Annotated in this window: 15 protein-coding genes; 4 read left to right on the top strand and 11 right to left on the bottom strand. The window is 56.3% G+C overall.

Features of this window, described 5'->3' with window-relative positions; genetic code table 11:
• Nucleotides 1-77: 77 nt before the first annotated feature.
• From phoU to LOC70_RS17250, 6 genes are all read right to left on the bottom strand, one after another.
• On the bottom strand, nt 78-755 hold the full coding sequence (gene phoU / locus LOC70_RS17275; RefSeq protein ID WP_230255239.1) for a phosphate signaling complex protein PhoU: 678 nt from the start codon (nt 753-755) through the stop codon (nt 78-80).
• A 109-nt stretch (nt 756-864) separates the two neighbouring features.
• Nucleotides 865-1,680, bottom strand: a complete 816-nt coding sequence (gene pstB / locus LOC70_RS17270; protein ID WP_230255238.1) for a phosphate ABC transporter ATP-binding protein PstB — start codon at nt 1,678-1,680, stop codon at nt 865-867.
• A 39-nt stretch (nt 1,681-1,719) separates the two neighbouring features.
• Nucleotides 1,720-2,988, bottom strand: coding sequence for a PstA family ABC transporter permease (locus LOC70_RS17265; RefSeq protein ID WP_230255237.1), 1,269 nt, complete (start codon nt 2,986-2,988; stop codon nt 1,720-1,722).
• A 37-nt stretch (nt 2,989-3,025) separates the two neighbouring features.
• A complete protein-coding gene (gene pstC / locus LOC70_RS17260) occupies nt 3,026-3,973 on the bottom strand; it encodes a phosphate ABC transporter permease subunit PstC (RefSeq protein ID WP_230255236.1) in 948 nt (315 codons plus the stop codon).
• 171 nt (nt 3,974-4,144) lie between these two features.
• Nucleotides 4,145-5,203, bottom strand: coding sequence for a PstS family phosphate ABC transporter substrate-binding protein (locus LOC70_RS17255; RefSeq protein ID WP_230255235.1), 1,059 nt, complete (start codon nt 5,201-5,203; stop codon nt 4,145-4,147).
• 403 nt (nt 5,204-5,606) lie between these two features.
• Nucleotides 5,607-7,517, bottom strand: coding sequence for a carbon starvation CstA family protein (locus tag LOC70_RS17250; RefSeq protein ID WP_230255234.1), 1,911 nt, complete (start codon nt 7,515-7,517; stop codon nt 5,607-5,609).
• A gap of 366 nt (nt 7,518-7,883) precedes the next feature.
• Between LOC70_RS17250 and LOC70_RS17245 the strand changes: the two genes are divergently transcribed.
• Nucleotides 7,884-9,017 carry a thioredoxin-disulfide reductase gene (locus tag LOC70_RS17245; protein WP_230255233.1) on the top strand — a complete coding sequence of 378 codons (1,134 nt, stop codon included), beginning with the start codon at nt 7,884-7,886 and terminating at the stop codon, nt 9,015-9,017.
• Between the two features lie 53 nt (nt 9,018-9,070).
• On the opposite strand, the gene LOC70_RS17240 is transcribed toward LOC70_RS17245, so the two are convergent.
• From LOC70_RS17240 to LOC70_RS17225, 4 genes are all read right to left on the bottom strand, one after another.
• Nucleotides 9,071-10,327 carry a sialate O-acetylesterase gene (locus LOC70_RS17240; protein ID WP_230255232.1) on the bottom strand — a complete coding sequence of 419 codons (1,257 nt, stop codon included), beginning with the start codon at nt 10,325-10,327 and terminating at the stop codon, nt 9,071-9,073.
• A gap of 60 nt (nt 10,328-10,387) precedes the next feature.
• Nucleotides 10,388-11,866, bottom strand: coding sequence for a DUF1501 domain-containing protein (locus tag LOC70_RS17235; RefSeq protein WP_230255231.1), 1,479 nt, complete (start codon nt 11,864-11,866; stop codon nt 10,388-10,390).
• Nucleotides 11,863-14,958, bottom strand: a complete 3,096-nt coding sequence (locus LOC70_RS17230; RefSeq protein WP_390889080.1) for a DUF1553 domain-containing protein — start codon at nt 14,956-14,958, stop codon at nt 11,863-11,865. Before LOC70_RS17230 ends, LOC70_RS17235 begins: the two co-directional genes overlap by 4 nt.
• Nucleotides 14,959-15,149: 191 nt before the next feature.
• On the bottom strand, nt 15,150-15,869 hold the full coding sequence (locus LOC70_RS17225) for an ABC transporter ATP-binding protein (protein ID WP_230255229.1): 720 nt from the start codon (nt 15,867-15,869) through the stop codon (nt 15,150-15,152).
• Nucleotides 15,870-16,065: 196 nt separating this feature from the next.
• On the opposite strand from LOC70_RS17225, the gene LOC70_RS17220 reads away from it, so the two are divergent.
• Nucleotides 16,066-16,860 (top strand): NIPSNAP family protein, encoded by a 795-nt coding sequence (locus LOC70_RS17220; protein WP_315857273.1) that lies wholly within the window; start codon nt 16,066-16,068, stop codon nt 16,858-16,860.
• 48 nt (nt 16,861-16,908) lie between these two features.
• A complete protein-coding gene (gene mutS, locus LOC70_RS17215) occupies nt 16,909-19,581 on the top strand; it encodes a DNA mismatch repair protein MutS (RefSeq protein ID WP_230255227.1) in 2,673 nt (890 codons plus the stop codon).
• 209 nt (nt 19,582-19,790) lie between these two features.
• Here mutS and LOC70_RS17210 read toward each other — a convergent pair whose 3' ends face one another.
• Nucleotides 19,791-21,491, bottom strand: coding sequence for an FG-GAP-like repeat-containing protein (locus LOC70_RS17210; protein WP_230255226.1), 1,701 nt, complete (start codon nt 21,489-21,491; stop codon nt 19,791-19,793).
• A gap of 255 nt (nt 21,492-21,746) precedes the next feature.
• On the opposite strand from LOC70_RS17210, the gene LOC70_RS17205 reads away from it, so the two are divergent.
• Nucleotides 21,747-24,842 (top strand): FG-GAP-like repeat-containing protein, encoded by a 3,096-nt coding sequence (locus LOC70_RS17205; protein WP_230255225.1) that lies wholly within the window; start codon nt 21,747-21,749, stop codon nt 24,840-24,842.
• The last annotated feature ends 27 nt before the right edge of the window (nt 24,843-24,869 follow it).

Below are 24,869 nucleotides of genomic sequence, written 5' to 3'. Positions count from 1 at the left end.
CTTAGGGTCATGCTCGCGGTTGCCACACACAACAGCCCTGCTTGCCACCCGGCGGTGACCTCCGCTACGGCACCTGCTCAGCGAGCCTGCCGTTCTTCCAAATGATGCTTGTGACGAATGATGTCGCCACTGACCATGTAGATGGTTTCTTCGGCAACGTTGGTGGCCAAGTCTGCAATTCGCTCCAGGTGACGCGTCGCGCTGAAGCAGTGAACGGCGGGCTCGACCCAATCAGTCTCTGACTTCATCATCTCCTGCAGCTCGTCAATCAAGTCGACGTTCAAACGGTCAACCTCATCGTCCCGTGCGATGACATCGCGAGCCATCTCGGCGTCTTGTTCGATGAAAGAATCCAACGCCGCACGAACCATCTCCAACACAATGGTTACCATCTGATTGATATCGCTGGGCACGCTGAACAGGGGGAACAGGTCCAGTGCCTTACTTCGCTCCGCGATATTGCAAGCCAAGTCGGCCATCCGCTCCAGCTCGCCATTGAGCTTCACGGCAGACACCATCCATCGCAGATCAATTGCGACCGGTTGATAGAGTGCCAAGAGCTTCAGGCACTCTTCTTCGATGCGGACATCTTTTTCATCGACCTTTGTATCGGTCTCAATCACCTGCACGGCGAAATCAGGACGACGCTCGACCAGCGAACGAACCGAAAGCTCGATCATCTGTTCCACAACGCCGAACTGCTCCACCAGGTCGCTGCGGAGATCAAGAACGGCTCGGTTGAGGTGTTTACTCATGCGTCATTCCAAGGAAAGCGTCATCCAGACAATGCTTCGTGCTCACAAAGACACGAAGCTCAAATACCTATCGCAGAATCTCTCGGACGCAAGTCACGAAGAGTGACGATCAACCGAAACGACCGCGAACGTAATCGTCGGTTCGTTTTTCTTTCGGCTTCGTAAAGACATCCTGCGTCGGACCAGATTCGATCAACTTTCCTTCGAAGAAGAAAGCCGTCTGATCACTACAACGGCTGGCTTGCTGCATGTTGTGCGTCACCATCACGATGGTGTACTGCTCACGCAGCTCGTAAATCAAATCCTCGATCGCCAATGTGCTGGCGGGATCCAAAGCACTACAAGGCTCATCCATCAACAGGACCTCTGGACCAACCGCGATGGCACGTGCGATGCACAATCGCTGTTGCTGACCACCCGACAGTCCCAACGCTGGTGCATGAAGCCGGTCTTTGACTTCATCCCACACGGCGGCCTTCTGCAGCGACCATTCCACCAACTCGTCCAACTCTCGGCGAGAGGTGTGCAGGTGCAAGCGTGGGCCGAACGCAACGTTCTCGTAGATCGACTTTGGAAACGGGTTGGGTTTTTGAAACACCATCCCAACGCGGCGACGAAGGTTCACCACATCGGTCGACTGAGCCAACACGTCCAGATCATCGATCATCAAAGTGCCGCGACTGTTCGCCGACGGAACAATGTCATTCATCCGGTTGATCCACCGCAGCAGCGTGCTTTTCCCGCAACCACTGGGACCAATGAACGCGGTGACTTTGTTCCGCGGAACTTCCAGCGACAGATTGTGGATCGCCTGAAAGGAGCCGTACCAAGCGTTGAAGTCAGCAATCCGGATGCAGATTTCTTCCGGTGCCTCCGCTGGTTTGGTTGCCGTTTCGGGTGCCGCCGATCGCGTAGCTTCAGACATCGTTGAGGTATTCGCGTTTAGAGCATTCATTGGACCGTGTTAACCCACTCGCATTTTCTGTCGGAGATAAATCGCCACTGAATTCATCAGCAACAACACGGCAAGCAACACAATAATCGCCGCTGCGGCGAGTTCTTGATAGGCTGCCTGCTGACGACCGGCCCAGTTAAAAATCAACACCGGCATCGTAACCACATTATCCATCAAGTTTTGCGGACCGCTGTTCTTTGCCACCGCAGCCCCCAAAACCACCAAGATCGGTGCAGCTTCGCCAATCGCACGCCCCATCGCCAAAATGGCCCCGGTCATGATACCCGGCAACGCGGCGGGAAGCGAAACGTTTCGAACGGTCTGCCATTTGGTCGCCCCCAAGCCGAAAGAGGCTTCCCGCAGGCTGGGTGGCACACCACGAAGAGCTTCTTGAGACGCGATGATGACGATTGGCAGGATGACGAGAGAAAGGGTCAACCCTGCGGCGAGGAAACTCTTTCCGAAGGGGAGCCGCAGGTAGTACCACTCAGTTTCGGAATAGGCCCCGCCGACCTGCCCTTTGCGAACCGTACGCTGTCGCACTTCGGGATCAGATGGTTTGGGCGTGCCGGACTTGGGATCCCAGATCGCCAATTCGAATTTCTTTCCATCGCGATCGACGGCTTGTATCGGTGCGTCGACGCTGATGGTGGCTTGCGATTCGTCGTCTTGTGGAATCAGGACAGTGTGACCACCACCGGCCAACGAAAGAACTTGGTAGTAGTGACTGACTCCAAAAAGCTCGGTCCCGCTGGATTCGTTGACTTGGATCCGGCCGAAGACATTGAACATGAACACAAACAGGCTCAACCCAAGAAGCCCGTAAACGATCGAAGGAACGCCAGCCAAGTTGGAAATATTGAGCTGGATGAAGCTATGAAGCATCTTCAGCGGCTTGCTGGTCGGCTTGAACTCCTCCAAGAAAATCGCCGTGCCGACGCCCAGTGGCAGAGCCGACAGGGCACAGATCCCGCAAATGAAGATCGAACCGACAATGGACGGCCACATGCCGGCGGAATCCGGATTCAACTCGCTGTGAGAATTCTGCAGCAGATCCGACGTCAGGCGAGAATGTCCCTGCCATCCAATCGAAACCAACAACACACCCAGCACCACGACACTGAGTGCCGAAATGAAAACGCAAAGCAAATAGAACAACCGGCTATAAAGCTTGCGTCGTTTCGAGTTGTCGGTCGTGACCGAATACTCGCCCGCGGCAAACCCAGTCCCGTGAGGTGAGTTCCCGCCGTCGACCGGTGTGCTTGAAACAGTCGCCATAAAATGTTGGTTGAGTGAGAAGAGGGCGATGAAAAGCTCAGGAATAAACTTCTTGGTAGCGACGACGAATCAATTGCCCAACCAAGGTCATCCCGAAGGTGATCACAAACAGCGTGACCGCAACGGCGTACAGACTGAAATACTGGACCGTCCCGTATTCGTTTTCGCTCTTGATCATCTCAACGATGAACCCGGTCATCGTCTGTGATTGTTGACGTGGATCCGCGGTGAAGGTTGCTCGCGTTCCCGCTGCCAACGCGACCACCATCGTCTCGCCAATCGCTCGGCTGAACGCCAGCAAGAATGCGGAGATGATTCCCGACAGTGCGGCAGGAACAACCACTTTGATCGAAGTTTCAAATGGAGTGCAGCCAAGCCCGTAGGCACCCTCACGGAGGGCTCGCGGAACAGCGTGCAATGCATCTTCTGACAAACTGCAAACCATCGGTAAACAGAGGATGCCGACCGCGATTCCGGCACTGGTCGCGTTGAACGTGTCAAATCCACCGCCGGAGAGAAATTGCAGTGAGGGACTGACGACCAACACCGCAAAGTACCCCAAGACCACCGTCGGTATTCCCGCAATGACCTCAAGAGTTGGCTTCAAGATTGCTCGAACACGATTGGATGCGAATTCCGACAGATAGATCGCGGTGACCAGACCACATGGCAATGCAATCAGCATCGCAATCATGGTCACCCGCAAAGTTCCGGACAGCAGTGGCCAGATCCCGAATTGTGCTTTCTCGATGTCTTTGCTTTGCAGAGCCGTCCATTCAGTACCGGTCAGAAAACTGCCTAGCGATACGTACTTGCTCTGGAAGAAGCTCCAACTTTCGCTGATCAACATCACGATGATGCCCAGCGTGATTCCAATGGTCATCAAGGCGCAGACCGCAAGCAAAACCACCATGGCTTTCTCTTGCACCACACCAATGCCCGTGGAGCGAAACTTCTTATTGACGAGGGCTGTTGGACGATTCAAAACAACTGTCCTTTTTGGCCGTGAAGAGATCGCTCGGAGGGCGGAATCAACTCCGCCCGATCCGTGAAACGACTGGCCTGGAAAAAAGCAGTCGCCGCCCACGGTCGGGCGACGAGAGAATCAAAGGATGGTCAGGCCAAACAACCACCTGACCGTCCTTTCTTTGGTTCCTTACTTGACGAGATTTTCGTCTTTGTAAAGGTCCGTCAGAGCACCGCTGCGTCCTTCGCCCGATTCGTCGACGAAGTGGGTTCCAACGCTGACGGCGTCCAAGTTCGATTGAGCTTTGGCCATCACGCTTTCTGGCAAACGAACATAGCCCACTTTTTCGCTGACTTCAGGCGTGTTGGCCAAGAAGTACTGAACGAAGGTTTGAACTTCGGCACGGTTCAACGACTCGGTATTCACGTAGATGAACAAGGGACGGCTGAAAGGAGCGTACTTGTTCGAAGCGATGTTTTCGGTCGTTGGCTCGTAAGCGGTTTCGTCTTTGGGGTTCACGATAGGAACCGCACGCAGCTTGTCTTTGTTCTCAGCGTAGTAAGCCACGCCGAAGAAACCGATCGAGAATTTGTTGTCCGCAACACCTTTGACCAGAATGTTGTCGTCTTCGTTCAGGTTCATGTCGCCACGAAGTTCTTTGCCGGACTTCTTCGCCAACACTTCATGGAAGTAGTCATAGGTTCCCGATCCGGTACCAGGAGCGTAGATTTGAATGGCTTCTTCTGGCCAGCTTGGATCCACGTCACTCCAGTTCTTCACGGCGTCGTCGCCGACGAACATGGACTTCAGTTGGTCAACGGTCAGTTCTTTGACCCAGTCGTTTTGCGGGTTCACCACAATCGTCAAACCGTCATAAGCGACTGGCAATTCGACGAACTCAACGCCGTTCTCTTTGCACTTTTCGAATTCGCCCGCTTTGATTGGACGCGAAGCGTCGGAGATGTCGGTGCCCTTGTCGTAGAAGCTCTTGAACCCGTTTCCGGTTCCGTTGCCGCTGACGTTGATATCAACGTTGGGGTGTTCTTGGATGAAGCCTTCGCGGATGGCGTTGCTAATTGGCTGAACGGTGCTGCTGCCGTCGATCTTGATCGTACCGACCAAGGTTGATTCAGCGACGGGTGCTGCAGAATCAGCTCCACCGTCGGTCGTGGTTGAGGATTTGTCGCATCCGGTGGACACGGCGACCAATGCGATCGCACAGGTCAAGGCAAAGGAGGTGAACTTCATTTTCGGATCGCCTGAATGTTGGGGACGACAGGATGAATGGGTGTGTTTTGCGGCGTTTCCACAGTGCTCAACGCGGAGCCTGTAAGATGCCTGAGCGGACGAATTGTAGTCCTCTCCACCATCTTCACAAACGGACCCCAAGCGGCCTCTCACCAGCGGGCATCACCACCTAAAACCCCGGTTTTTGCAGTCCCAAAGCCCCCTTGTCAGCCAAAAACACCCACTGACGGCTGAAAATGACGATTGAAGATATTATGAAGAAATCGACCGACGGTGACTGGGACAGGACCCCTGACCGATTCGAATGCCCCAATCCCCCCGAATGAACAGTCGCCGAGAGCGTTTGCGAAGTCAGCAAACGGGCTGAACGGTTGCCGATTCCGAAGCGATTTCAACCAGACCATCACCCGGCGGCGATGGGATCAACCGCATCGGTTTCGGATCCGGCCTGCTTCAAATCGTCAGGCAAGTGACGCCACAATAGGCAAGCCTCGATCACCATCCAAGCCTGGATGGTCAGCACGATGGTTCCGAAAACGATCAAGACGTAGTCACGATTGGGCCACCAATTGTTGACCAAGTCAAACACCATCGCCCATGCCGGCAACAGCAACATCATGCCGGTTGGAATCGCAATCGCCGCAATGGGACGGCTTCTTCGAGCCAAATAAAACACCGCGACCATCAAAGCCAATCCAGCCAGCAACTGGTTGGTCGCACCGAACAACGGCCACAACATCAACCCGCCTTTGCCGGGACTGTCGCCCGCAAATACAGCAATCGCCATCCCAATGCCCACCGCGATGGTGGTGGCGACGTACTTGTTCGCACCAGTTTTCCACCCAGCCGCCATGGCTAATTCGCTCAGAACGTATCGTTGCAACCGAGTCGCGGTGTCCAAGGTGGTGGCTGCAAAACAGGCGACCATCACCGCCATGATGGCGACTCCAAATTTAAGAGGCACCCCAATCGATGAAATGAAGTTCGCACCGCCATCGATGAACGCGGCGAGCTTCTTGTCCAAGCCTTGGCCTTTCCATCCACCGCCAGCAGCCGCAGCCGCCCCAGCGGTTGCTTCGCCGGTCGGCAATCCAGTTCGATAGTACGATCGCCAAGCGGCCGATCCATCCAAGGCAGCTTCCTCCGCCGACACATCCGCCACCGCCACCGGCTCCTGACGCGTGATCTCAATCGCCCCGGAGGACGTGTCTCGGGTCAAACGCCCCATGCCGACGCCTGCACAGCAGGCCAGAATCACCAACACCGCCAACATGCCTTCGCCCAGCATCGATCCATAGCCGATCATCTGCGCGTCACGAGCATTCTTGAGCTGCTTGCTCGTTGTGCCGCTGCTGACCAAACAATGAAAACCGCTGCACGCTCCACATGCGATCGTGATGAACAAGAACGGCAACATCGGTGGTGCGTCCGCGGGCACCTGCTTCGCAATCGCCGGAGCCGCGGTCATCAAATCCGCTTGGCCGCTGAAGGAAGCGATCGCCAAACCGGCGACCAACAGCACCAAGGCCACCGCCAATTGCAAACTGTTCAAAAAATCCCGCGGTTGTAGCAACAACCAAACCGGCAACACGGAAGCGAAGAACGCGTAAATCAACAGGAAGATCGTCCACACCACCACCGGAGTCGCGTACACCGCGTCCGCAGGCAAGACCTTCGCCAAATCCAGCGGCAAAGCGGTCGTCCCCAGGTAAACCGTCAAATACAAAATGGCCAAGCCCATCAAACAGGGCAGCACCAAATTGCCGCCGCGGCGAATGACCAACCAACCGATCAAGGCCGCCACCGGCATCGCGGTCCAAACCGAGAGCACCGACTCGGGATACAGTTTGAAGATGTTGGCGATCACTAACCCAAACACGGCCAAGACAATCGACAACGCCATCGCCAACACGATCAGGAATAAGACCTTCGTGCGCGGTGAAATCAGCCGGCCGGCAGCCTGACCAATCGACTCACCCCGGTTGCGGATCGAAATGACCAATGCCGCCAAATCATGGACTCCGCCAACCAGGATGGAACCGAACACGACCCATAACAACGCCGGCAACCACCCCCAAAAAACAGCCAGCGCCGGCCCCACAATCGGCCCCGTTCCCGCGATGCTGGTGAAGTGATGGCCGAAAACGATGGATCGATCGGTGGGCACAAAGTCCACATCATCACGCTGCGCCACGCTCGGCATCGTCTCGTCCGGACGCAGTCGGAATAGCTTGGTCGCGAGATAACGACCGTAAGTGTGGTAAGCAACGATGAACGCGATCATCGATGCAAGGGCAATGGCAAAGGTGCTCATACGGATGGGTCTGCCGAGCGGCAGCGTCGAATGTGGGGAGGGAAGGGCAGGGCGGGGACTGCGAAAGCCCAGCAAGGACGGTTGCAGCGTCGCGATCGGGTCGAAAACAAGCTTCGCAACCAATCCAATCGCCAGGGCGGAACAATAGCTGCTGCGACCATTTTCTTGACGTCAAAGCTGACAATTTGTCATCGCAAACAAGCAATCCGCCGTGCCGGATCACGCCGAGCGGATTTCCAACCGTCGGCCGGTCGTCGATTCCCGCTGGGCCCCTATAATACGCGAAAACAGTGGGCTCCGAACGATGCCGCTGGCCCAATCGTGATCATTTCGCATTCGCGACCACTTCCTCATCAAGACAGAATCATGAGCTCTGCTTCAAGCAACGGAAACGCCCAGCCTAAAATCGAAAAGACAGTGATCATCGGCAGTGGCCCGGCCGGTTGGTCAGCCGCAATCTATGCAGCTCGTGCCAACTTGGATCCAGTCTTGTTCGAGGGAACGGTGAAGCCCGAAATGATCCCACTGGGCCAACTCGCTTACACCACCGAAATCGAAAACTTCGCGGGATTTCCCGCCGGGAACATTCGTGCGTTTGTTGAGTCCGCCGTCGACAAGGACCGCCACTGGAACCTGCCCATGGTTCCCGAAGGACACGAAAAAGAGGGCCAGCCTCACTACGCCGTGCAAGGCGTGGAGTTGATGGAACTGATGAAGCAACAAGCCCTGAACTTCGGCACCCGCGTCATCGGCGACGACATCGAGCGGGTCGATTTCTCGGGACCACCTCACACGCTGTACCCAGCTTCGGGTGAACCAATCCAGGCTCACACCGTAATCATCGCCACCGGCGCCCGAGCCAACTACCTTGGTCTTCCCAGCGAAGAGCTGTACAAGAACAAAGGTGTCAGTGCCTGTGCTGTTTGCGACGGAGCACTTCCCGTCTATCGCAGCAAACCGTTGGCAGTGGTCGGCGGTGGTGACTCAGCGGTCGAAGAAGCCACCTACCTGGCCAATCTCAAGGGTGCGGACACGATCTACTTGCTCGTTCGTCGCGACGAAATGCGTGCCAGCAAAGTCATGCAAGACCGCGCGCTGAATCACCCGAACATCAAGATCCTCTGGAACACGGTGGTCGAAGAAGTTCTCGGTGACGAGAAACTGGTCAACGCTTTGAAGATCAAGAACACCGTGGATGGATCGATAAGCGAACTGAAAGTCGGTGGTATGTTCGTCGCCATCGGTCACACGCCCAACACGGCGTTCCTGGACGGTGCCGTCGAGATGAACAGCGAAGGCTACATCCAATGGAAAAAGGCCTTCCGCACGAACACCTCGGTCGCCGGCGTCTTTGCCGCGGGTGACGTGGCCGATGATTACTATCGCCAAGCGATCACCTCCGCCGGCACCGGGTGCATGGCAGCACTGGATGCCGAACGGTTCTTGGTCGATCACGAGGAATCGATCGGAACCAGCGAAGCTCGTCCTTCGCTCACCTGATCTTTCGATCGTCAGCCGTCACCAGTGTGTAGGGTCGATCGCTCGGTCGATCCTTAATTGCTCAAATTCGCGGCTCCTTCACGGGAGCCGTTTTTCAATTCCAACATGGCGTTGGCAAAGGCTTCACCGATCTGCGCCATGGTTTTGCCGCAACCCAAGTAGTGGTAACCCGCGTTGGAAGCTCCACGCTTCCATCGAGCCAACTCGTCTTCTGTGATGAGTTGCTTTTCGTACTTCTCGATGAACGCACGCTGCTGTTCGTCGTCCATGGAACCATCGTGATTCTCGTGGTCACGATGTTGCTTTCGCAAGTGATACGCTTTTTGGCGAACGTCCTGATACTTCTGGGCGATCGCTCCCAAAGCTTCGTCCCAGTACGGACCGGTTGGCACCGCGACCACGTTGCCTTGAAACTCAGACAATGACGCGGGTGCCGCCATGGCTTCGCGAAATTGCTGGTGGTGCTCGCTGGGTTGATTGCCATCGACGCCCATCACACCAATCACAAACGGCAACTCGTCGGCGTCGAGATCGGAACGAACGTCTCGGATGAAATCCGCCATCCACTCGGAATACTTCGCAAATCGGTTTTCCTCTGAACCCGCGGGCAGGACTGGGTACACGTCGCGATTGACCACATCATTCCAACCCTGGAACCAAACGAACCCCGCCAGTTCATAGCCCTGGTCTTCACTGTAAGACGGCACGACTCGGCCGATGTCATCCAGCACCGACTTCACGTGCTGGACCATCATCCGGTAATACTTTCCCAAGTCGGCCGCGTGATTGCGATCGCGATCGATGTCGTTTTGTGTTCTCGGGTAAATACCCGCACTCGGAGGACGAAAGTCGTAGAACAATGACTTCCCGCCCCACGCCGTCTTGATGATCAAGATGGGAGATTCCGTGTGCTGCTCCATGGTCAAACCAAAGGTCAGCTCAGGACCAATCTTGCCACCGTCTTGATCAGGCTGCGAACGGGAACCAAACCCGGTTGTGAGCTTGCCAACGCCCTCGCCGTTGTTGTCGCCGCGACCGGTGAGATAAGAAATCCAAACCCGATCGCCTTCGCGGTAACCGCCGTCTTCGTCGCGGATCAGAGCCAGCAACTCACGAGTCTCTTCGTGGTCCGCCAAATAATCCAGCGTCTCAACTTTGGCATGACCTTCCATATTGGATTGGCCCGCCAAGATGTAGACCTGAACAGGCTTCGATTGAGACGGCTCCGCGGCGACCGTGGTGACGGACACGGCTGAAAACGCGATGACTAGCAAGCTGCAAACTGCCAACCAATCCAACATCTGACGCATGTTTGTTGTCCTCAACGGAAGAAAACGCCTCCGCGAAAGGACCTGCGTGCGGAGAATCGACTAGGCCAGGATATCGTGCACGATTTCGCCGTGCACATCCGTCAGCCGAAACTGACGGCCTTGATAGCGGAAAGTCAGGCGTTCGTGATCGATGCCCAACTGATGCAGTATCGTGGCGTGCAAGTCGTGGATGTGCACCGGTTTCTCGGTCAGGTTGTACCCAAAATCATCGGTTGCACCGTGGACGATGCCCGGTTTGATCCCGCCACCGGCCATCCACAAACTGAAACACCTTGGGTGGTGGTCTCGGCCGAAGCTGTTCTCGGACAATTTGCCTTGGCAATAATTGGTTCTCCCAAACTCGCCGCCCCAAATCACCAAGGTGTCTTCCAACATCCCCAATCGCTTGAGGTCTTGGACCAAACCAGCCGACGCTTGATCCGTGGCCTTGCACTGGTTCGGCAGCCCCTTCGGCAAACCACCGTGGTGATCCCAACCTTTATGATAGAGCTGAATGAAACGGACGCCGCGCTGTGCCAAACGCCGCGCCATCAAGCAGTTGGCCGCGAAAGTCCCAGGGTTCTTGGAGTCTTTTCCGTAAAGCTCGAACACGTGTTCCGGTTCGTCTGAAAAGTCGGTGGCCTCTGGGATCGATGACTGCATCGCAAACGCCATTTCGTACTGGGCGATGCGAGCCTCCACCAAGGGATCGACATTGGATGCCAATTGTTGCTGATGCAGTTTGTTGAGCGCATCCATCGCGGAGCGGCGACTTGCTTGATCGATTCCCGCGGGATTGCTCAAGTACAAAACGGGGTCCGCGCCACTTCGGAACTGCACGCCCTGATGCTCGCTGGGCAGGAACCCGTTGCCCCAGAATCGGGACACGAGCGGTTGGCCACCGCTCTGATCCTTGGTCGTCATCACGACAAAGGCGGGCAAGTTTTCGTTCTCGCTTCCTAGCCCGTAATCCACCCAAGCTCCCATGCTGGGCCGCCCCGGGAACATGCTGCCGGTTTGCATGAACGTCACCGCGGGGCCGTGATTGATGGCTTCCGTGTACATCGACCGAACGACGCAGATGTCATCGACGATTTTGGATGTGTATGGCAATTGGTCGCTGACCCAAGTGCCTGATTCACCATGTTGCTCGAACTTGAATGGCGTCCCGACCAGTGGCAAACTCGATTGGTTGCCACTCATGCCTGTCAATCGCTGTCCGCCTCGAACTTCATCGGGCAATTCCGTTCCGTGCTTCTCGTTCAACAAGGGTTTGTAGTCGAACAAATCCAACTGCGACGGCGCGCCGGATTGAAACAGAAAGATCACCCGTTTCGCTTTGGCCGGATGATGCAACGTGCCCATTGCCCCCGGCACCGGAGTCGACGCTCCACCGGCGGAAGGATTCGCATGAGCCGTCGATTGACCGAGACTTTCGGCGAGCAATTGCCCTAACGCCATGCCACCGAATCCATACGCCGAATTCTGTAGCAACGACCTTCGATTGATCGATACGGGATTGAAAGAAGATTGATTCATCGTTTCACCAAGCACAGATCAAAGTTCAGCAACGTTCCCACCACCACCGTCATGGCAGCGACACGGTTTGCATCGAGCGATTCGTCCGTTTCCGAATCACCGATGGAAAGAAACTCGCTCGTGGAAGCAGCATTGTTGTCGAAATAGGCCAACTGTTCATCATAGAGTTCTTGCAGAACTCGCAATTGATCGTTCGTTGGACGTCGGCTCGTTGTTGTTCGAAACGCGGTGCTCAGCATCTGCCCCGCGTCCATCTCGCCATCCCCCGCATCTCGCAACAACTGCTGAGCCAACCCGCGGGATGCCTCGATGGTTTGCGGACCATTGAGCATCACAAAGGCTTGCAGTGGCGAAGCCGTTCGCTCTCTCTGCACCCGGCAAACATCGCGTTTCGCGGCGTCCAAGGTCGTCATCACAGGTGCGGGGCTGGTTCGTTTCCAGTACGTGTAAATGCTCCGTCGATACAGCCCGTCGCCCTTGTCGCGATCCGTCGGTTTGAACGAAACTTCCACTTCGTACGGTTTCGCCGGTGCACCACCGATGGTTCGCACGAGGTTGCCGCCGACCGCCAACGCTTGGTCACGCAGCATTTCGGCGGGTAAACGATACGCCGGAAAATGCGAAAGCAATCGGTTTGTCGGATCGGTCAGGGCAAGCTTCGACTGAGTCGACGTGCTGCTTCGACCATACGCGTCGGACAACATGATCTGCTTCATCATGCGTTTGATATCCCAGTCATGATCGACCAAGTCCAACGCCAACCAATCGAGCAATTCGGGATGCGTTGGCGGTGCTCCTTGGCTGCCGAAGTCTTCGGGCGTGCGAACCAAACCCCGCCCAAAACTCAATTGCCACAAACGATTCACTGCAACTCGCGATGTCAGCGGATGCTGCCGATCGCACAACCACCGCGCCAAATCCAAACGATCCAGCGTTTCTTCCTCAGCGGTCGGCATCTCCGGAAGGAAGTCGGGGGTTCCTGGTTGGACCTCCTGCTGAGGACTGTCGTAAACGCCTCGTGCCAACAGATGCGTTGACCTGGGTTTTGGCAACTCACGCATCACCATGATTTCATCGATGGAGTCTTCCAATTTGCACTTGGCCACGCGAATTTCGCGAAGATGTTTGCGTGCGGCGGCAACTTCGGAATCCCACCTCAACAAGGCGTGATGGACGAAGGTGTCTTCGTTTAGTTCGTCTTCCAACTGAAACTGGAAATCGTTTTTCGCGAGTCGCTCGATTTCCAGATCGCTCAGTTGCACGTCAAAGACACGAAATTGATCGACCAACCCATTTTTGAAACCCCGGTCTCGCATACGTTCGCCGATGGTGATGTTGTCGCCGCCACCACCTTGGATCTGTTTGGTCAACGAATCACGCACGACGGTGGTTTCGACCGCTTTGCCGTTGATGTGAAGCTTCAACGCAGAAGCGGAACCAGAGCCATCGGTGGTCGCGGTCACATGCACCCATTCGCCAACTGGCACCGCATCCTTCATCGACACGCTGATCGCATTGCCCGGCCAAAAGTGAATCTGCGACCACTGCAGTTTGCCATCCAAGATCAGCAACTCGTAACCGCGACTGGCCGCATCCGTCCACGCTCGCGAACGGTGCCAAACCACGGCTCGCTCTTTGACATCCGGCACTTGAATCCAAGCCGAAACCGAAAACGGTTGCGAGCGGTCAAAGTTACCGACCTTGGTGGAGACGGCATCGTCACCGGTCAGCTTCCAAGCTTTTCCGACAATGCCCTCAACGGATTGGTTGCGTGAGTTCGGTGCGTCTTCAAAATCGAGTGACTCCACCGGCTCCGCCAACAGTGACTCTGGCAAAGCCTTTACCCACTCGTCAGCCGCCGTCCCATTGCGATCCGCGAATAGCTGACGCCACACTTCGGCTCTCTTTGATTCAGTCTCCGCCAAACGACGTTCGGCAACGGCCACGTCGGCTTCCAATTGTTTCAGTCGGCGTTCTTCGTCTTCCGTTGGCAACATCAACGTTGGCGTTGGAATGGACGGGGTGAAGTACGAATACAAACCGGCTTCATCAATGTTGTCGAAGAACGCGGTCAGCTCGAAATAGTTTTCTTGGCTGATCGGATCGTACTTGTGGTTGTGGCACCGACAACATTCGTAGGTCAGCCCCATCAAAGCGGTGGCAACCGTTTGTGCACGGTCCGCCACATACTCGATTCGGAACTCTTCCGGGACGCTGCCGCCTTCGACCTTTTGTGGGTGCAAGCGATTGAACGTGGTTGCCAGAATCTGTTCACGTGTTGCGTCGGGCAACAAGTCGCCGGCCAATTGTTCCGTGACAAATTGGTCGTAGGGTTTGTTGTCATTGAAGGCTTGGATCACCCAATCTCGCCATGGCCAGACGAACCGATCGCGGTCGACTTGATAACCGTAGGTGTCGCTGTACCTCGCTGCGTCCAGCCAATCCGTTGCCATGCGTTCGCCGTATTCCGGACGAGCCAGCAAACGGTCGATGACTCGCGTCTTCGCCATGGGCGAATTGTCCGCCAGGAACGCATCCATCTCCGCGAGGGTGGGCGGAACACCGACGAGGTCAAAGGTCACACGGCGCAGCCAAGTTTCTTGGTCCGCAGGCCCTTCCGCTTTCAAACCAGCTTCCGCCAGCGCTCGATCCACAAAGCGATCAATTTCGTTGGAGCTGGCAGATTTACCTTCCGCGTACACCGCGTCGGGCACCTGAACTTCGTGAGGCGGGATGAACGACCAGTGCCCCTGGTACTCCGCGCCTTCTTCGATCCAGCGACGAACCAACTCGATGTCTTCGGGAGAAACCTTGCGTTCCGAATCCGGAGGCGGCATCAGCATGTCGGGATCGTCCGAAATCATCCGCAGATAGACTTCGCTCTCATCTGCATCGCCTTCGACAATAGCCCACTCTTTCGCACCCTCTTCAGTGTCCAAATGCAAACCGGCTTCCCGGTTTTCGTCGTCGGGTCCGTGACAATGAAAACAGTTTTCCGACAGGATCGGCCGAATGTCGCGATTGAATTGGATGGTCGGCTTGGCTTCGGTGGACTCCTCTGCGGCGGCCATCGAAAGTGACAGCCAACCCATCAGACAGGTTGCCATCCACGCGACCACCATCCGGTCGGGTGAAGTTTGGCGGAAGGAGTTCAAACAGATCGAACGATCACGCATGACGTGTGAACAAGCTCGCGGGCGGGAATGGTGAGGCGGGAGCGGCACCCGGAGTCGACACGTCCGATTGATCGAACAACATCGTTCCGCCGATGCCACATCACATATTAGACGGCCTGCAACATTCCGTCACATATATAGATTATTCGGTCAGCACGCTGTGCCACTCGATCGTCGTGGGTCACCACCACCAGCGTTGTTCCGTCTTCTTTCCGAATTTGATCGAGCAAGTCCATCACTTCGTCGCCACGTGCCCGGTCCAACGCTCCGGTGGGCTCATCCGCCAAAATCACAGAAGGCCCTCCCGCGCAAGCTCGCGCGATGGCAACCCGCTGTCGTTGCCCAATCGACAATCGATCCGCACGGTGATTCACTCGATCGCCCAAGCCGACTCGTTGCAACCAACGAATCGCTTCCGCTTTTCGCTCCGACACTTTGGGGTGGGTATCAAACATGGTGAGCTGCACGTTTTCTTGAGCGGTCAAGTTGGGCAGCAAGTGATATGACTGGAAGATAAACCCGATGTGATGAGCCCGAAACTGATCGAGACTGCCTTGCTGGGACAACAGCTTTCCAGCAAACCAAACTTCGCCTGAGGTTGGTTCATCCAATGCACTCAGCATATTCAGCAAGGTCGACTTGCCACCGCCGCTGGGCCCAACGATCGCCACAGATTCCCCCTCGTGAATGGCCAGATCGACTTGCTTCAAAGCATCCACATCACCATCGGCGTAGTGTTTGCTGACACCACGCAGCTCGATCAGCGGTCCCGCATCGAGATTTCGCTTCACGGATTCATCCGGCGACAAATTTTGCGGAACAGACAACGGCAACCTTCGATCTTTGAACACGCTCAACCAGAGACAAAAATCCTACCAACACCGTCGCCTGCTTCCCACGCCGTCAAACTCGACTCCGCCGCCTGACCGTGAATTCCGTATTCCCTCTTGCTCGATGGATGAATGCCGGACTCGACAGCGGTTAGAATGCGAATCGATCTCCCCTCCTGTCCCTCCTTCCTCGATGGCACATCCCCCGATGAAATTTCCGACACCCTTGGGTTGGCTGGCTTTGGTTGCCCTGACCGCTCGTTTGCACATGCCGATGACTTCCGCCGAAGAATATTACGAAGTTCGCACCATTCAGCTGGGTGAAAACGGTGACGCTGAAGCGATCGATCAGTACTTGGAAAAAGCGTTGCTGCCCGCATTGGAACGCCAGGGCATCGGGCCGGTGGGCGTGTTCTCTCCTAAAACATCGCCGCAGAAGAAGGCCTCTTCGATCTTCGTGATCATTCCTTACTCCGACCTCGATCAAATCGAAGCGTCGCAGAAAGCCTTGGCGAAAGACGAGGCTTACCAAACCGCCGGAGCGAATTACCTGAATCGCGACGCGAAGTCGCCTCCTTACGCGCGAATCAGCAGCGAATTGCTGACGGCGATGGAATGCTGGCCCAAGACAGTGGTCCCCGAAGGCACGCTGGAAAATGATGAACGCGTGTACGAACTGCGTTTGTACGAAAGTGCCAACGAGCGACTTGGCAACTTGAAAGTCGAGATGTTCAACGCGGGCGAAGTCCCGATTTTCATCGACAGTGGCATCCAGCCGATTTTTATCGGCCAAGCCTTGGTGGGGCCTCAAACTCCCAGTCTGACGTACCTGACGGTGTACAAAAACGAAGCGGCCCGCGAAAAAGCCTGGGATGCGTTCCGAGCCCATCCGGATTGGAAGGTGCTCAGCAAGAACCCTCGCTACGGCGGAACGGTCAGCCGGATCGATAAATTCGTACTGGCGGCGAAACCTTACTCGCAAATGTGACCCCTGCGAGGCTGTCCCCGTCGGCGGCCTGCCGGTACGATTCGCACCATGACTCCCATGATGCGACAGTACCACGAGGCGAAAGAAGCATGCGGCGACGCATTGCTCTTCTTTCGCATGGGCGATTTCTACGAGCTGTTTTTGGACGACGCCAAGGTCGCTGCGGGGATCTTGGGTCTGACCCTGACCAGTCGGGACAAAGACAGCGAAAACCCAACGGCGATGGCGGGTTTTCCGCATCACCAGCTCGATCAGTACCTGCAGAAACTGATCCGCGCCGGCTATCGAGCCGCGGTCTGCGAACAAGTCGAGGATCCGAAGGCCGCGAAAGGTCTGGTCCGCCGCGAAATCACACGGGTGGTGAGCGCAGGGACGCTCACTGACGAAGGACTGCTGGACCCGAAGGAACCCAATTACCTGGCAGCGGTCTTTGCCCCCAGCCAAAAAGCTCGCGAAAAGGCTCAGAAACTCGCCGCGAAAACGAACGATCCCGCCGGAGGAGACTATGTCGGGATCGCCTGGGCGGAACTTTCCAGCGGCCGTTTCGAAGCCGGCGTTTTCCCGCGAGCACGCCTGGACGATGAACTGGCGCGGGTCGGTCCCGCCGAAGTGCTTCACTGCGAAGACGACGCGACGATTCACCCGGACACCACGGCAACTTGGTCGTGGACACCTCGCCCCGCGTGGAGTTATGCCGCAGCGGACGCTGAAAAATCACTCTGCAAACAGCTCGCCGTCGCCAACCTGGAAGGGCTCGGATTCGAAGAGAACGGTGACTTGGCGATTCGCGCCGCCGGAGCCGTGTTGTGCTATCTGAAAGAAACCCAGCGAGGTTCGCTGGATCACTTCCGTTCACTGACCTGCCATAACCGAAGCCCGGTGCTGCAAATCGATGCTGCGACTCGGCGAAGCCTCGAAATCACCCGGACCATGCGTTCGGGCTCCCGCGAAGGCGCTTTGCTTGGCGTGATCGATCGCACCGTCACGCCGATGGGCTCGCGATTGCTGGCGGATCACTTGGCCGCGCCACTGATCGATGTCGATGCCATCACGTATCGCGCCGAGGCCGTCGAAGAATTCGTACGCAACCACAATTTGCGTGGGGATGTGCGATCGATCCTGGCGGACACGTACGACCTAACACGTTTGCTCGCACGAGTGGCAACCGGCCGAACCGGCCCGCGTGACCTGAAGCAAATCGCGGTGACCCTTCGTGGGCTACCCAGCCTGAAAGCTCGTCTGACCGAACGTGACAGCGAGTGCTTGACCTGTTTGGAATCTCAGCTTCATCTCTGTCCGGAGTTGTGCGAACAACTTGAGTCCGCTCTCGAAGACGACTGCCCTTTGTCGCTCGCCGATGGCAACTTCATTCGCGAAGGGTTCGATTCCGAACTCGACACGCTTCGCGAACTCGCTCGCGGTGGCAAGCAGTGGATCGCTGAATACCAACAGCGACAAATGGATGAAACCGGCATCCCGAATTTGAAGGTCGGATACAACCGCGTCTTTGGCTACTACCTCGAAGTCAGCAACGCACACAAAGACAAAATCCCAGACGATTTCATTCGCAAGCAAACGCTGAAAAATTGCGAACGATACATCACGCCGGAATTGAAGGAATACGAAGAAAAGGTCCTCGCGGCGGACGAGAAAGCATCCTCCCGTGAGCAAATGTTGTTCACGTTGCTACGTGAGAACACTCACAAACATTTGGGCGTGTTGCAAGAAGTCGCCGGTTCCATCGCGATGGTCGATGTGGTCGCGGCACTCGCGGAAGTCGCGGCTCAGCATCACTGGGTACGTCCCAAACTCACCGATGACAGCGTGCTGCGCATCGAAGGCGGACGGCACCCGGTGCTGGACGTCACGATGTCGCAAGGTGAATTCGTCCCGAACGATTGCCAACAAAGCCCCGAGACAGGCATGATCCTGTTGATCACGGGACCGAACATGGCGGGCAAGAGCACCTACATCCGCCAAGTCGCGTTGATCACGTTGCTCGCACAAACGGGCAGCTTTGTGCCGGCCACCTCCGCCGAGATCGGTATCGCCGACCGCATCTTCGCGCGTGTCGGCGCCAGCGACGAACTCAGCCGTGGCCAAAGTACATTCATGGTCGAGATGGTCGAAACCGCTCGCATCTTGAACACCGCTTCATCACGCAGTTTGGTGATCCTGGACGAAATCGGGCGCGGGACCAGCACCTACGATGGGCTGTCCTTGGCTTGGGCAATCACGGAACATCTGCACGAACAAATTGGTGCTCGAACACTGTTCGCAACGCACTATCACGAGCTTGCGGCATTGCAAGAAACGTTGCCTCGCGTGGCGAACCTGAGCGTGTCGGTGAAGGAATGGCAAGACGAAGTTGTGTTCTTGCACCGCATCGTTCCGGGAAGTGCCGACAAGAGCTACGGTATCCAAGTCGCGCGTTTGGCCGGCATTCCCGTGGAAGTCAACGAGCGTGCTAAAGACGTCTTGGCTCAACTCGAAGCAGACCATCGAGACAGCCTGGACCGGCCAACGATTTCGGCCCCCAATGCCAGCACCAAGGGTTCAGGCGACACGTACCAACTGACCTTGTTTGGCTACGCGGATCACCCGTTGATCCAGGAGATCGAAACGATCGACATCGATTCCATGTCGCCAATTCAAGCCTGGCAGTACCTGCAAGAAGCCAAAGCAAAACTGACCAGCGGAGCCTCGCCCGTTCGTTCGTGATCATCGCTGCCGAGATGAACCTCACGCAAGTTCGCCACTCCTGGCCGACTCACCAAAAAGCAGGCTGGCCACTCCTGGCCGACTCAAGGAAAAGTAAGTTGGCCACTCTTGGCCGACCCGAGCCAGCGTTTGATCAAGCCCCAACACAGACTTGGACTTCGCGGGCCAAAACTTCGCAACCCAGGAACCGCAACATCGCGGCCCAATCCTTACTCTTGCGAATTCATTTCCGGATGCTTCCACCAAGTCATGTGCGGATCGTCTGATTCGCCGTCGCGAAAGAAATTGCCGGTGGCAAATTCGTCCGCGCCATCGCCGTCCACGTCGGCGACTTCCAATGTCAGGTGTTGTTGAAAATCGACTTCGATGATTTCGCCGTCGAATTGCTGCTCGCCATTCTGACGTAGCAGCAAGATCGAAGGTGACTGGCTGCCACGCCACCGCTGAATCGTTGGTGTTGCAAGCAATGCCCCCGCGACGATATCCAGATCACCATCCCCGTCGAAGTCGCCCGCCTGGGCTCGCAAGACGCCTGGCATCTTGGCGAGCGAATGATGCACAAATTCCGCTCGCGACGGCTGGCCTTCTTTCTTCGCCGGTTCCCGCGGCCAATCGGTTTGGTCATCGAACGTGTTCTCTAACCACTGCACCGTATGGTGTCTCTTGGGACCTCGATCGAACGAATCTCCGTTGCTGTACAGCACATCCACATCGCCATCACCATCCAAATCGACCAAGTCAATCCCGGTTGATCCGTATGAAGGATCCGGCGCGTTGTAGAGCACGACGTTTTCAAACTTTCCGTCGCCGTCGTTGAAAAACGCTTCGACCGATTCGTGTTCTTGGCTGACCAAAGCCACGAAGTCCAAATGACCGTCGCCATTCAGATCGATCACGGGAACGTTGACTGGGCCGGCACGCTCGTCGATGACCTCTTTGCTGAACGCCCGACTGCCTTTTGAGATTTCTACCGAAGCATCCCGGCGGAGCAAAACGATCCCACCGGTCTTTTGCCAACCAAAAACCGCAACGAGCAGATCGATGTCACCGTCGCCGTCGAAGTCTCCCGGTTGGACTTCCGCCACACGACCCAAACCATCGGCCAGCACCACCCTTTGCATCGTGCCCACCGTTTCACCCGACTCTGGTTCGTCTTGGATCAACGCAAACACTTGTCCAAGATCACTATCGGCCGCGTTGAACTCACCAACGTCCGCGACCACCAAGTCCAAACGACCATCGTCGTTGAGGTCACATGGTTCTGCGTGAACTGGTTGAAACAAAGTGGCCAACCGCTTGGGTTCGCGTTCCTCCTGGCTGGTGTTTTTGCTGGGCCAAGTCGCGAAAACCGCGCCGGTGTTGACATCGCAGGCCACCAGCGCCGGTGCATCAGCCAGCCCCGATTCGATCCATTGCAAATGGCTGATTCCCGGGGGACGAGACGTGCCCAAATCCACCCCTCGTGTCAGCCACTGAGTTTCGGTTGGTGGAAACTCTTGCTGCTTCAGTGGCAACCCTTTGGTCTCGGGTGCCTGCAACTGAAAGAACTTCACCGTTTCAGTTCGGTCAGGAACCACCAAATCGGTTCGACCGGAATCCTTGTACGTCATGTACATCTGATCGACGACTTGAGGCCATTCGTGCTTGGGAGCCCCCTCCGGCGACGGCATCACGTGGCATGCGGTGCAAAAGGCTTGGACCTGCGGCCTCACACGTTCCACCAAACGTTCATCCATCCGAGACCGCTCACGAGCGGAAGCTGGATCCGCTTCGCCATCGGCGGCTCCGGCGGGTGGAATCGCAGCGTCTTTGGATTGGGGCGGCGTTTGGTTTTCGTGATTTTCAGAACGACCGCATCCTTCAACGAGCGGAACGAGCAAGCTGATCACTCCAAGAACGCGAAACATCATCCCTCGCTTTTCACAGAACGGCTGCCGCTTTTCAATCAAAAATAACGCTCCTCAAAACGTCTCGTATCACTGCCTCAATGTCTGGGCATTGCAGTCTAACTCGGTAACGAATCGACTCGCAATTGCCGGCCCCAGGTGATGGTCGGATACAATGCGGGTGAGCCTACGCCCCAATCACGATGCCCCCGTTCACGATGACCGTGGTTTGGTCTGTTTCGCAACCGGCAAGCCCGTTCACCACATTTCATCTCGTTCATGCTCTTTGCTACCACCAAACACTGCCGCGTTTTTCTTTCCACGAGCTTGCTTGTGGCAATTGTGATTGGATGCAATCGAGAAACACCGCCTGAAACCTTTGATCCGTCGGAAGTGAAACGTCCGCTGGGCCGGATGCGTGTGCTCGGCCGAAACGGTAAGTGGGAAGACGCTTGGAAGCTTCACGAGATGGTTCTCGAAGCTCATGCCGACGACGCGGAAGCCATCACCTACGTGGCTCGCGTCGCGCACAACACCGGTCGGGCTCAGGAAGCTGCGGACTACTTGGAGATGGCTTCGACGGTCGAAGATTACGCATCGCCCAAGCGCGTTGACGAAACACTGATCGCCATGATCTCGGCCGGGCGAACGCACGACGCGATGGATTTTTTGTCACGCGTGGTCGATGCCCATCCCGATCGTCACGAAACACGTCGCGTGCTGTTTGATTTGCAGATGGGCACGGAAGAACGCGGCTCGGGACTGCAACACGGCCGACGTTTGATTCAAGAACGACAGTTCGACCTTGAACTGTTGATGAATATGACGGACACCGAAATCCGGTCGATGGACGCGAAACCTTTGGACGAAATGGTTAGCCGCAACCCCGACGACCTGCGACCACTCATCGGAGCCGCACGATCGGCGATCGACCAAAACCTATTCGACGAAGCACGCGAAAGTCTCGACAAGATTGTCGATCAACATCCCAAATTCGCGACCGCTGCGGCGATGCGAATGCTGTTGTTGGCTCAACAAGCCGATTGGACCGAACTGGAAGCGTCACTGCCGAGTTTGCCGAGCGAGGTGACTCAGCGTCGAAACTTTTGGATTGCAATCGGCATGTGGTCCGAAGCGATCGACAACCAAGCATCCGCAGCACGCTCTTATTGGCGAGCTGCGAAACTGGATCCGGATATCTCGCTCTCTTGGCTGAATCTGCAACAGGTTCTGCAATTGGACCCTTCGCTAGGTGTGGCACCAGAGACCATCGAGGCGATTGGAAATCGTGCCGAGCAACTGAATCGTTTCAACCAACTTCGCCGCCGATTTGATCGCTCCGGCCGAATCTCGCGTTCCGTGATCGCGGAATTGGCTGGCGTCGCAGAAGAAATGGGTCGCGTCTGGGAAGCGGAAGCCTGGGCATCGGTCGGGATGCAGTTGCCGGAAGATGATTCCGTCGACCTCCAACAATTGCGTTCCGAGTTGGTGAGCGAACTTCGACGCGATACTCCTTGGCAGCAAGTTCAAGGCTTTTCTGAACTGGAACTGGATCTCTCTCATCTTGAGTTCGACCCGGCAATCGAACGATTTTTGGGCAAGGCTTCGTCGTCTGCCTCTCGACCCACGCCGCGAATTGCGCAGGAGACGGACCGCCCAGTTCAAACGCAACCAAGTGCTGGCAATGGCTCTGCAATCCATCTCGTCAATGAAGCCTCCGATCGTGGCATTCAGTTCATGGCCACGACCGGCGACGATCTTGATCAACCAGGAATCAGCTTGCACCAAACACTCGGTTGCGGTGGTGCCAGTCTGGATTTTGACCTGGATGGCTGGTGCGACTTGGCATTGATGACCGCCGGCGGCACGCCTCCGAAGAAAGACTCTTCGCCGAACAAACTGTTTCGCAATCAGAACGGGCAATTCATCGAGACACCCTTTCACGCGGGAGTGCACGATCGCGGATTTGCACAGGGTGCCGCAGTGGGCGATATCAACGAGGACGGTCTGCCGGATTTGCTCTGTTTGAACTACGGGCCGAACGTGCTGCTCATCAACCAAGGCGACGGAACCTTTCGCGATGCAAGCGAACAATGGCTGGCTTCGGCTGACGAAACACGCTGGTCGACGGGAGCCGCCTTTGCCGACCTGGATTCGGATGGCATGAGCGATTTGGTCATTCTTAACTACTGCGAGGGTTTGTCGCCGGTCACGTTCGAATGCGGCGGTGACGAAGCCAACGAACCGGCACGATCTTGCTCACCCATGCGATTCAGCGGCGACCATGATCAGTTTTTTCAAACTAGTCCGATGGGAAAGTTGGTGGATCGAACGCAGCAGTGGAAGATGCTGCCGGCCGATGCGGGACGAGGATTGGGCGTGGTGATTGGACGCTTTGATTCCGCGCCGGGCAATCAAGTTTTTGTGGCCAATGACATGACCAGCAATTTCTATTGGTCACGATTGGAATCGCCCACCGACAATGACGCATCGGTGGACGAGGATTCTGATTCCAACGTTGATACCTGGGCGGAATCGGCATTGCCACGAGGCTTGGCCGTGGACGGACGCTCGGTTGCTCAAGGTTCAATGGGGATTGCCAGCGATGACTTCAACGGTGATGGAAAGATCGACTTCTATGTCACCAACTTTGACCAGGAATACAACACGCTGCACCTGCAAACGGGGCCTGGTAGCTGGCGAGACTCCACCATGTCCGTCGGGCTGGGTCCGGACACGCTGCCCCTGGTCGGCTTTGGCACGCTGAGCACCGACCTGAGCGGAGACGGTCGGAACGAACTGGTCGTCTGCAATGGGCACGTCGACATCTTTCAACGTGATGACCCTGCAGCGGAAACCTCCTCAAAATCCAACCGACGATCCATGTACGCCCAACCCATGCAGATTTTTCGGCATGATGGAGCGGGCCGCTTTCAGTTGGCTGATGTCACGGGGGAATACTTGGGACTGCCGCATGTTGGGCGCAGTGTTTGGTCAATCGATGCGAATCGGGACCTGCGGCCGGACCTCGCGGTCACACATCAAACGGAACCGGTTGCGTTGCTGATCAACCATTCCAAGGCCGATCATCCAAGACTGCATCTTCGTGTGGCGGGAACCAACACTTCGCGAGACGCCATTGGAACTCGCCTCACGGTACGCAGCGGCGATTGGCAACGAACTCATTGGGTCACATCCGGTGGCAGCTATCTTTCGAGCCACCAACCGGGATGGCTGCTGAGCTGTCCTGCCAAGACAGAAATGGTGAATATCGAAGTCATTTGGCCCAACGACGAGCGACAGGTTTTCTCGGGCGTGACGCCCGATCAAGAATGGTTGCTGGTTGAAGGCCAGCCGGAACCAGTGTCCTTCTAAGGCCCCAAAGCCGCTCAACCTTTTTGC

Source organism: Rhodopirellula halodulae, from assembly GCF_020966775.1.
Lineage (GTDB): Bacteria > Planctomycetota > Planctomycetia > Pirellulales > Pirellulaceae > Rhodopirellula > Rhodopirellula halodulae.
The sequence above is the reverse complement of the archived record's forward strand: the minus strand, read 5'-3'. Positions and strand labels throughout refer to the sequence as shown.

Excerpts from the sequence above, each read along its gene's own strand:
- phoU (WP_230255239.1), bottom strand. The coding sequence starts at position 755 with ATGAGTAAACACCTCAACCGAGCCGTTCTTGATCTCCGCAGCGACCTG.
- pstB (WP_230255238.1), bottom strand. The coding sequence starts at position 1,680 with ATGTCTGAAGCTACGCGATCGGCGGCACCCGAAACGGCAACCAAACCA.
- LOC70_RS17265 (WP_230255237.1), bottom strand. The coding sequence starts at position 2,988 with ATGGCGACTGTTTCAAGCACACCGGTCGACGGCGGGAACTCACCTCAC.
- LOC70_RS17255 (WP_230255235.1), bottom strand. The coding sequence starts at position 5,203 with ATGAAGTTCACCTCCTTTGCCTTGACCTGTGCGATCGCATTGGTCGCC.
- LOC70_RS17250 (WP_230255234.1), bottom strand. The coding sequence starts at position 7,517 with ATGAGCACCTTTGCCATTGCCCTTGCATCGATGATCGCGTTCATCGTT.
- LOC70_RS17245 (WP_230255233.1), top strand. The coding sequence starts at position 7,884 with ATGAGCTCTGCTTCAAGCAACGGAAACGCCCAGCCTAAAATCGAAAAG.
- LOC70_RS17240 (WP_230255232.1), bottom strand. The coding sequence starts at position 10,327 with ATGCGTCAGATGTTGGATTGGTTGGCAGTTTGCAGCTTGCTAGTCATC.
- LOC70_RS17235 (WP_230255231.1), bottom strand. The coding sequence starts at position 11,866 with ATGAATCAATCTTCTTTCAATCCCGTATCGATCAATCGAAGGTCGTTG.
- LOC70_RS17230 (WP_390889080.1), bottom strand. The coding sequence starts at position 14,958 with ATGGGTTGGCTGTCACTTTCGATGGCCGCCGCAGAGGAGTCCACCGAA.
- LOC70_RS17220 (WP_315857273.1), top strand. The coding sequence starts at position 16,066 with ATGGCACATCCCCCGATGAAATTTCCGACACCCTTGGGTTGGCTGGCT.
- mutS (WP_230255227.1), top strand. The coding sequence starts at position 16,909 with ATGACTCCCATGATGCGACAGTACCACGAGGCGAAAGAAGCATGCGGC.
- LOC70_RS17210 (WP_230255226.1), bottom strand. The coding sequence starts at position 21,491 with ATGATGTTTCGCGTTCTTGGAGTGATCAGCTTGCTCGTTCCGCTCGTT.
- LOC70_RS17205 (WP_230255225.1), top strand. The coding sequence starts at position 21,747 with ATGCTCTTTGCTACCACCAAACACTGCCGCGTTTTTCTTTCCACGAGC.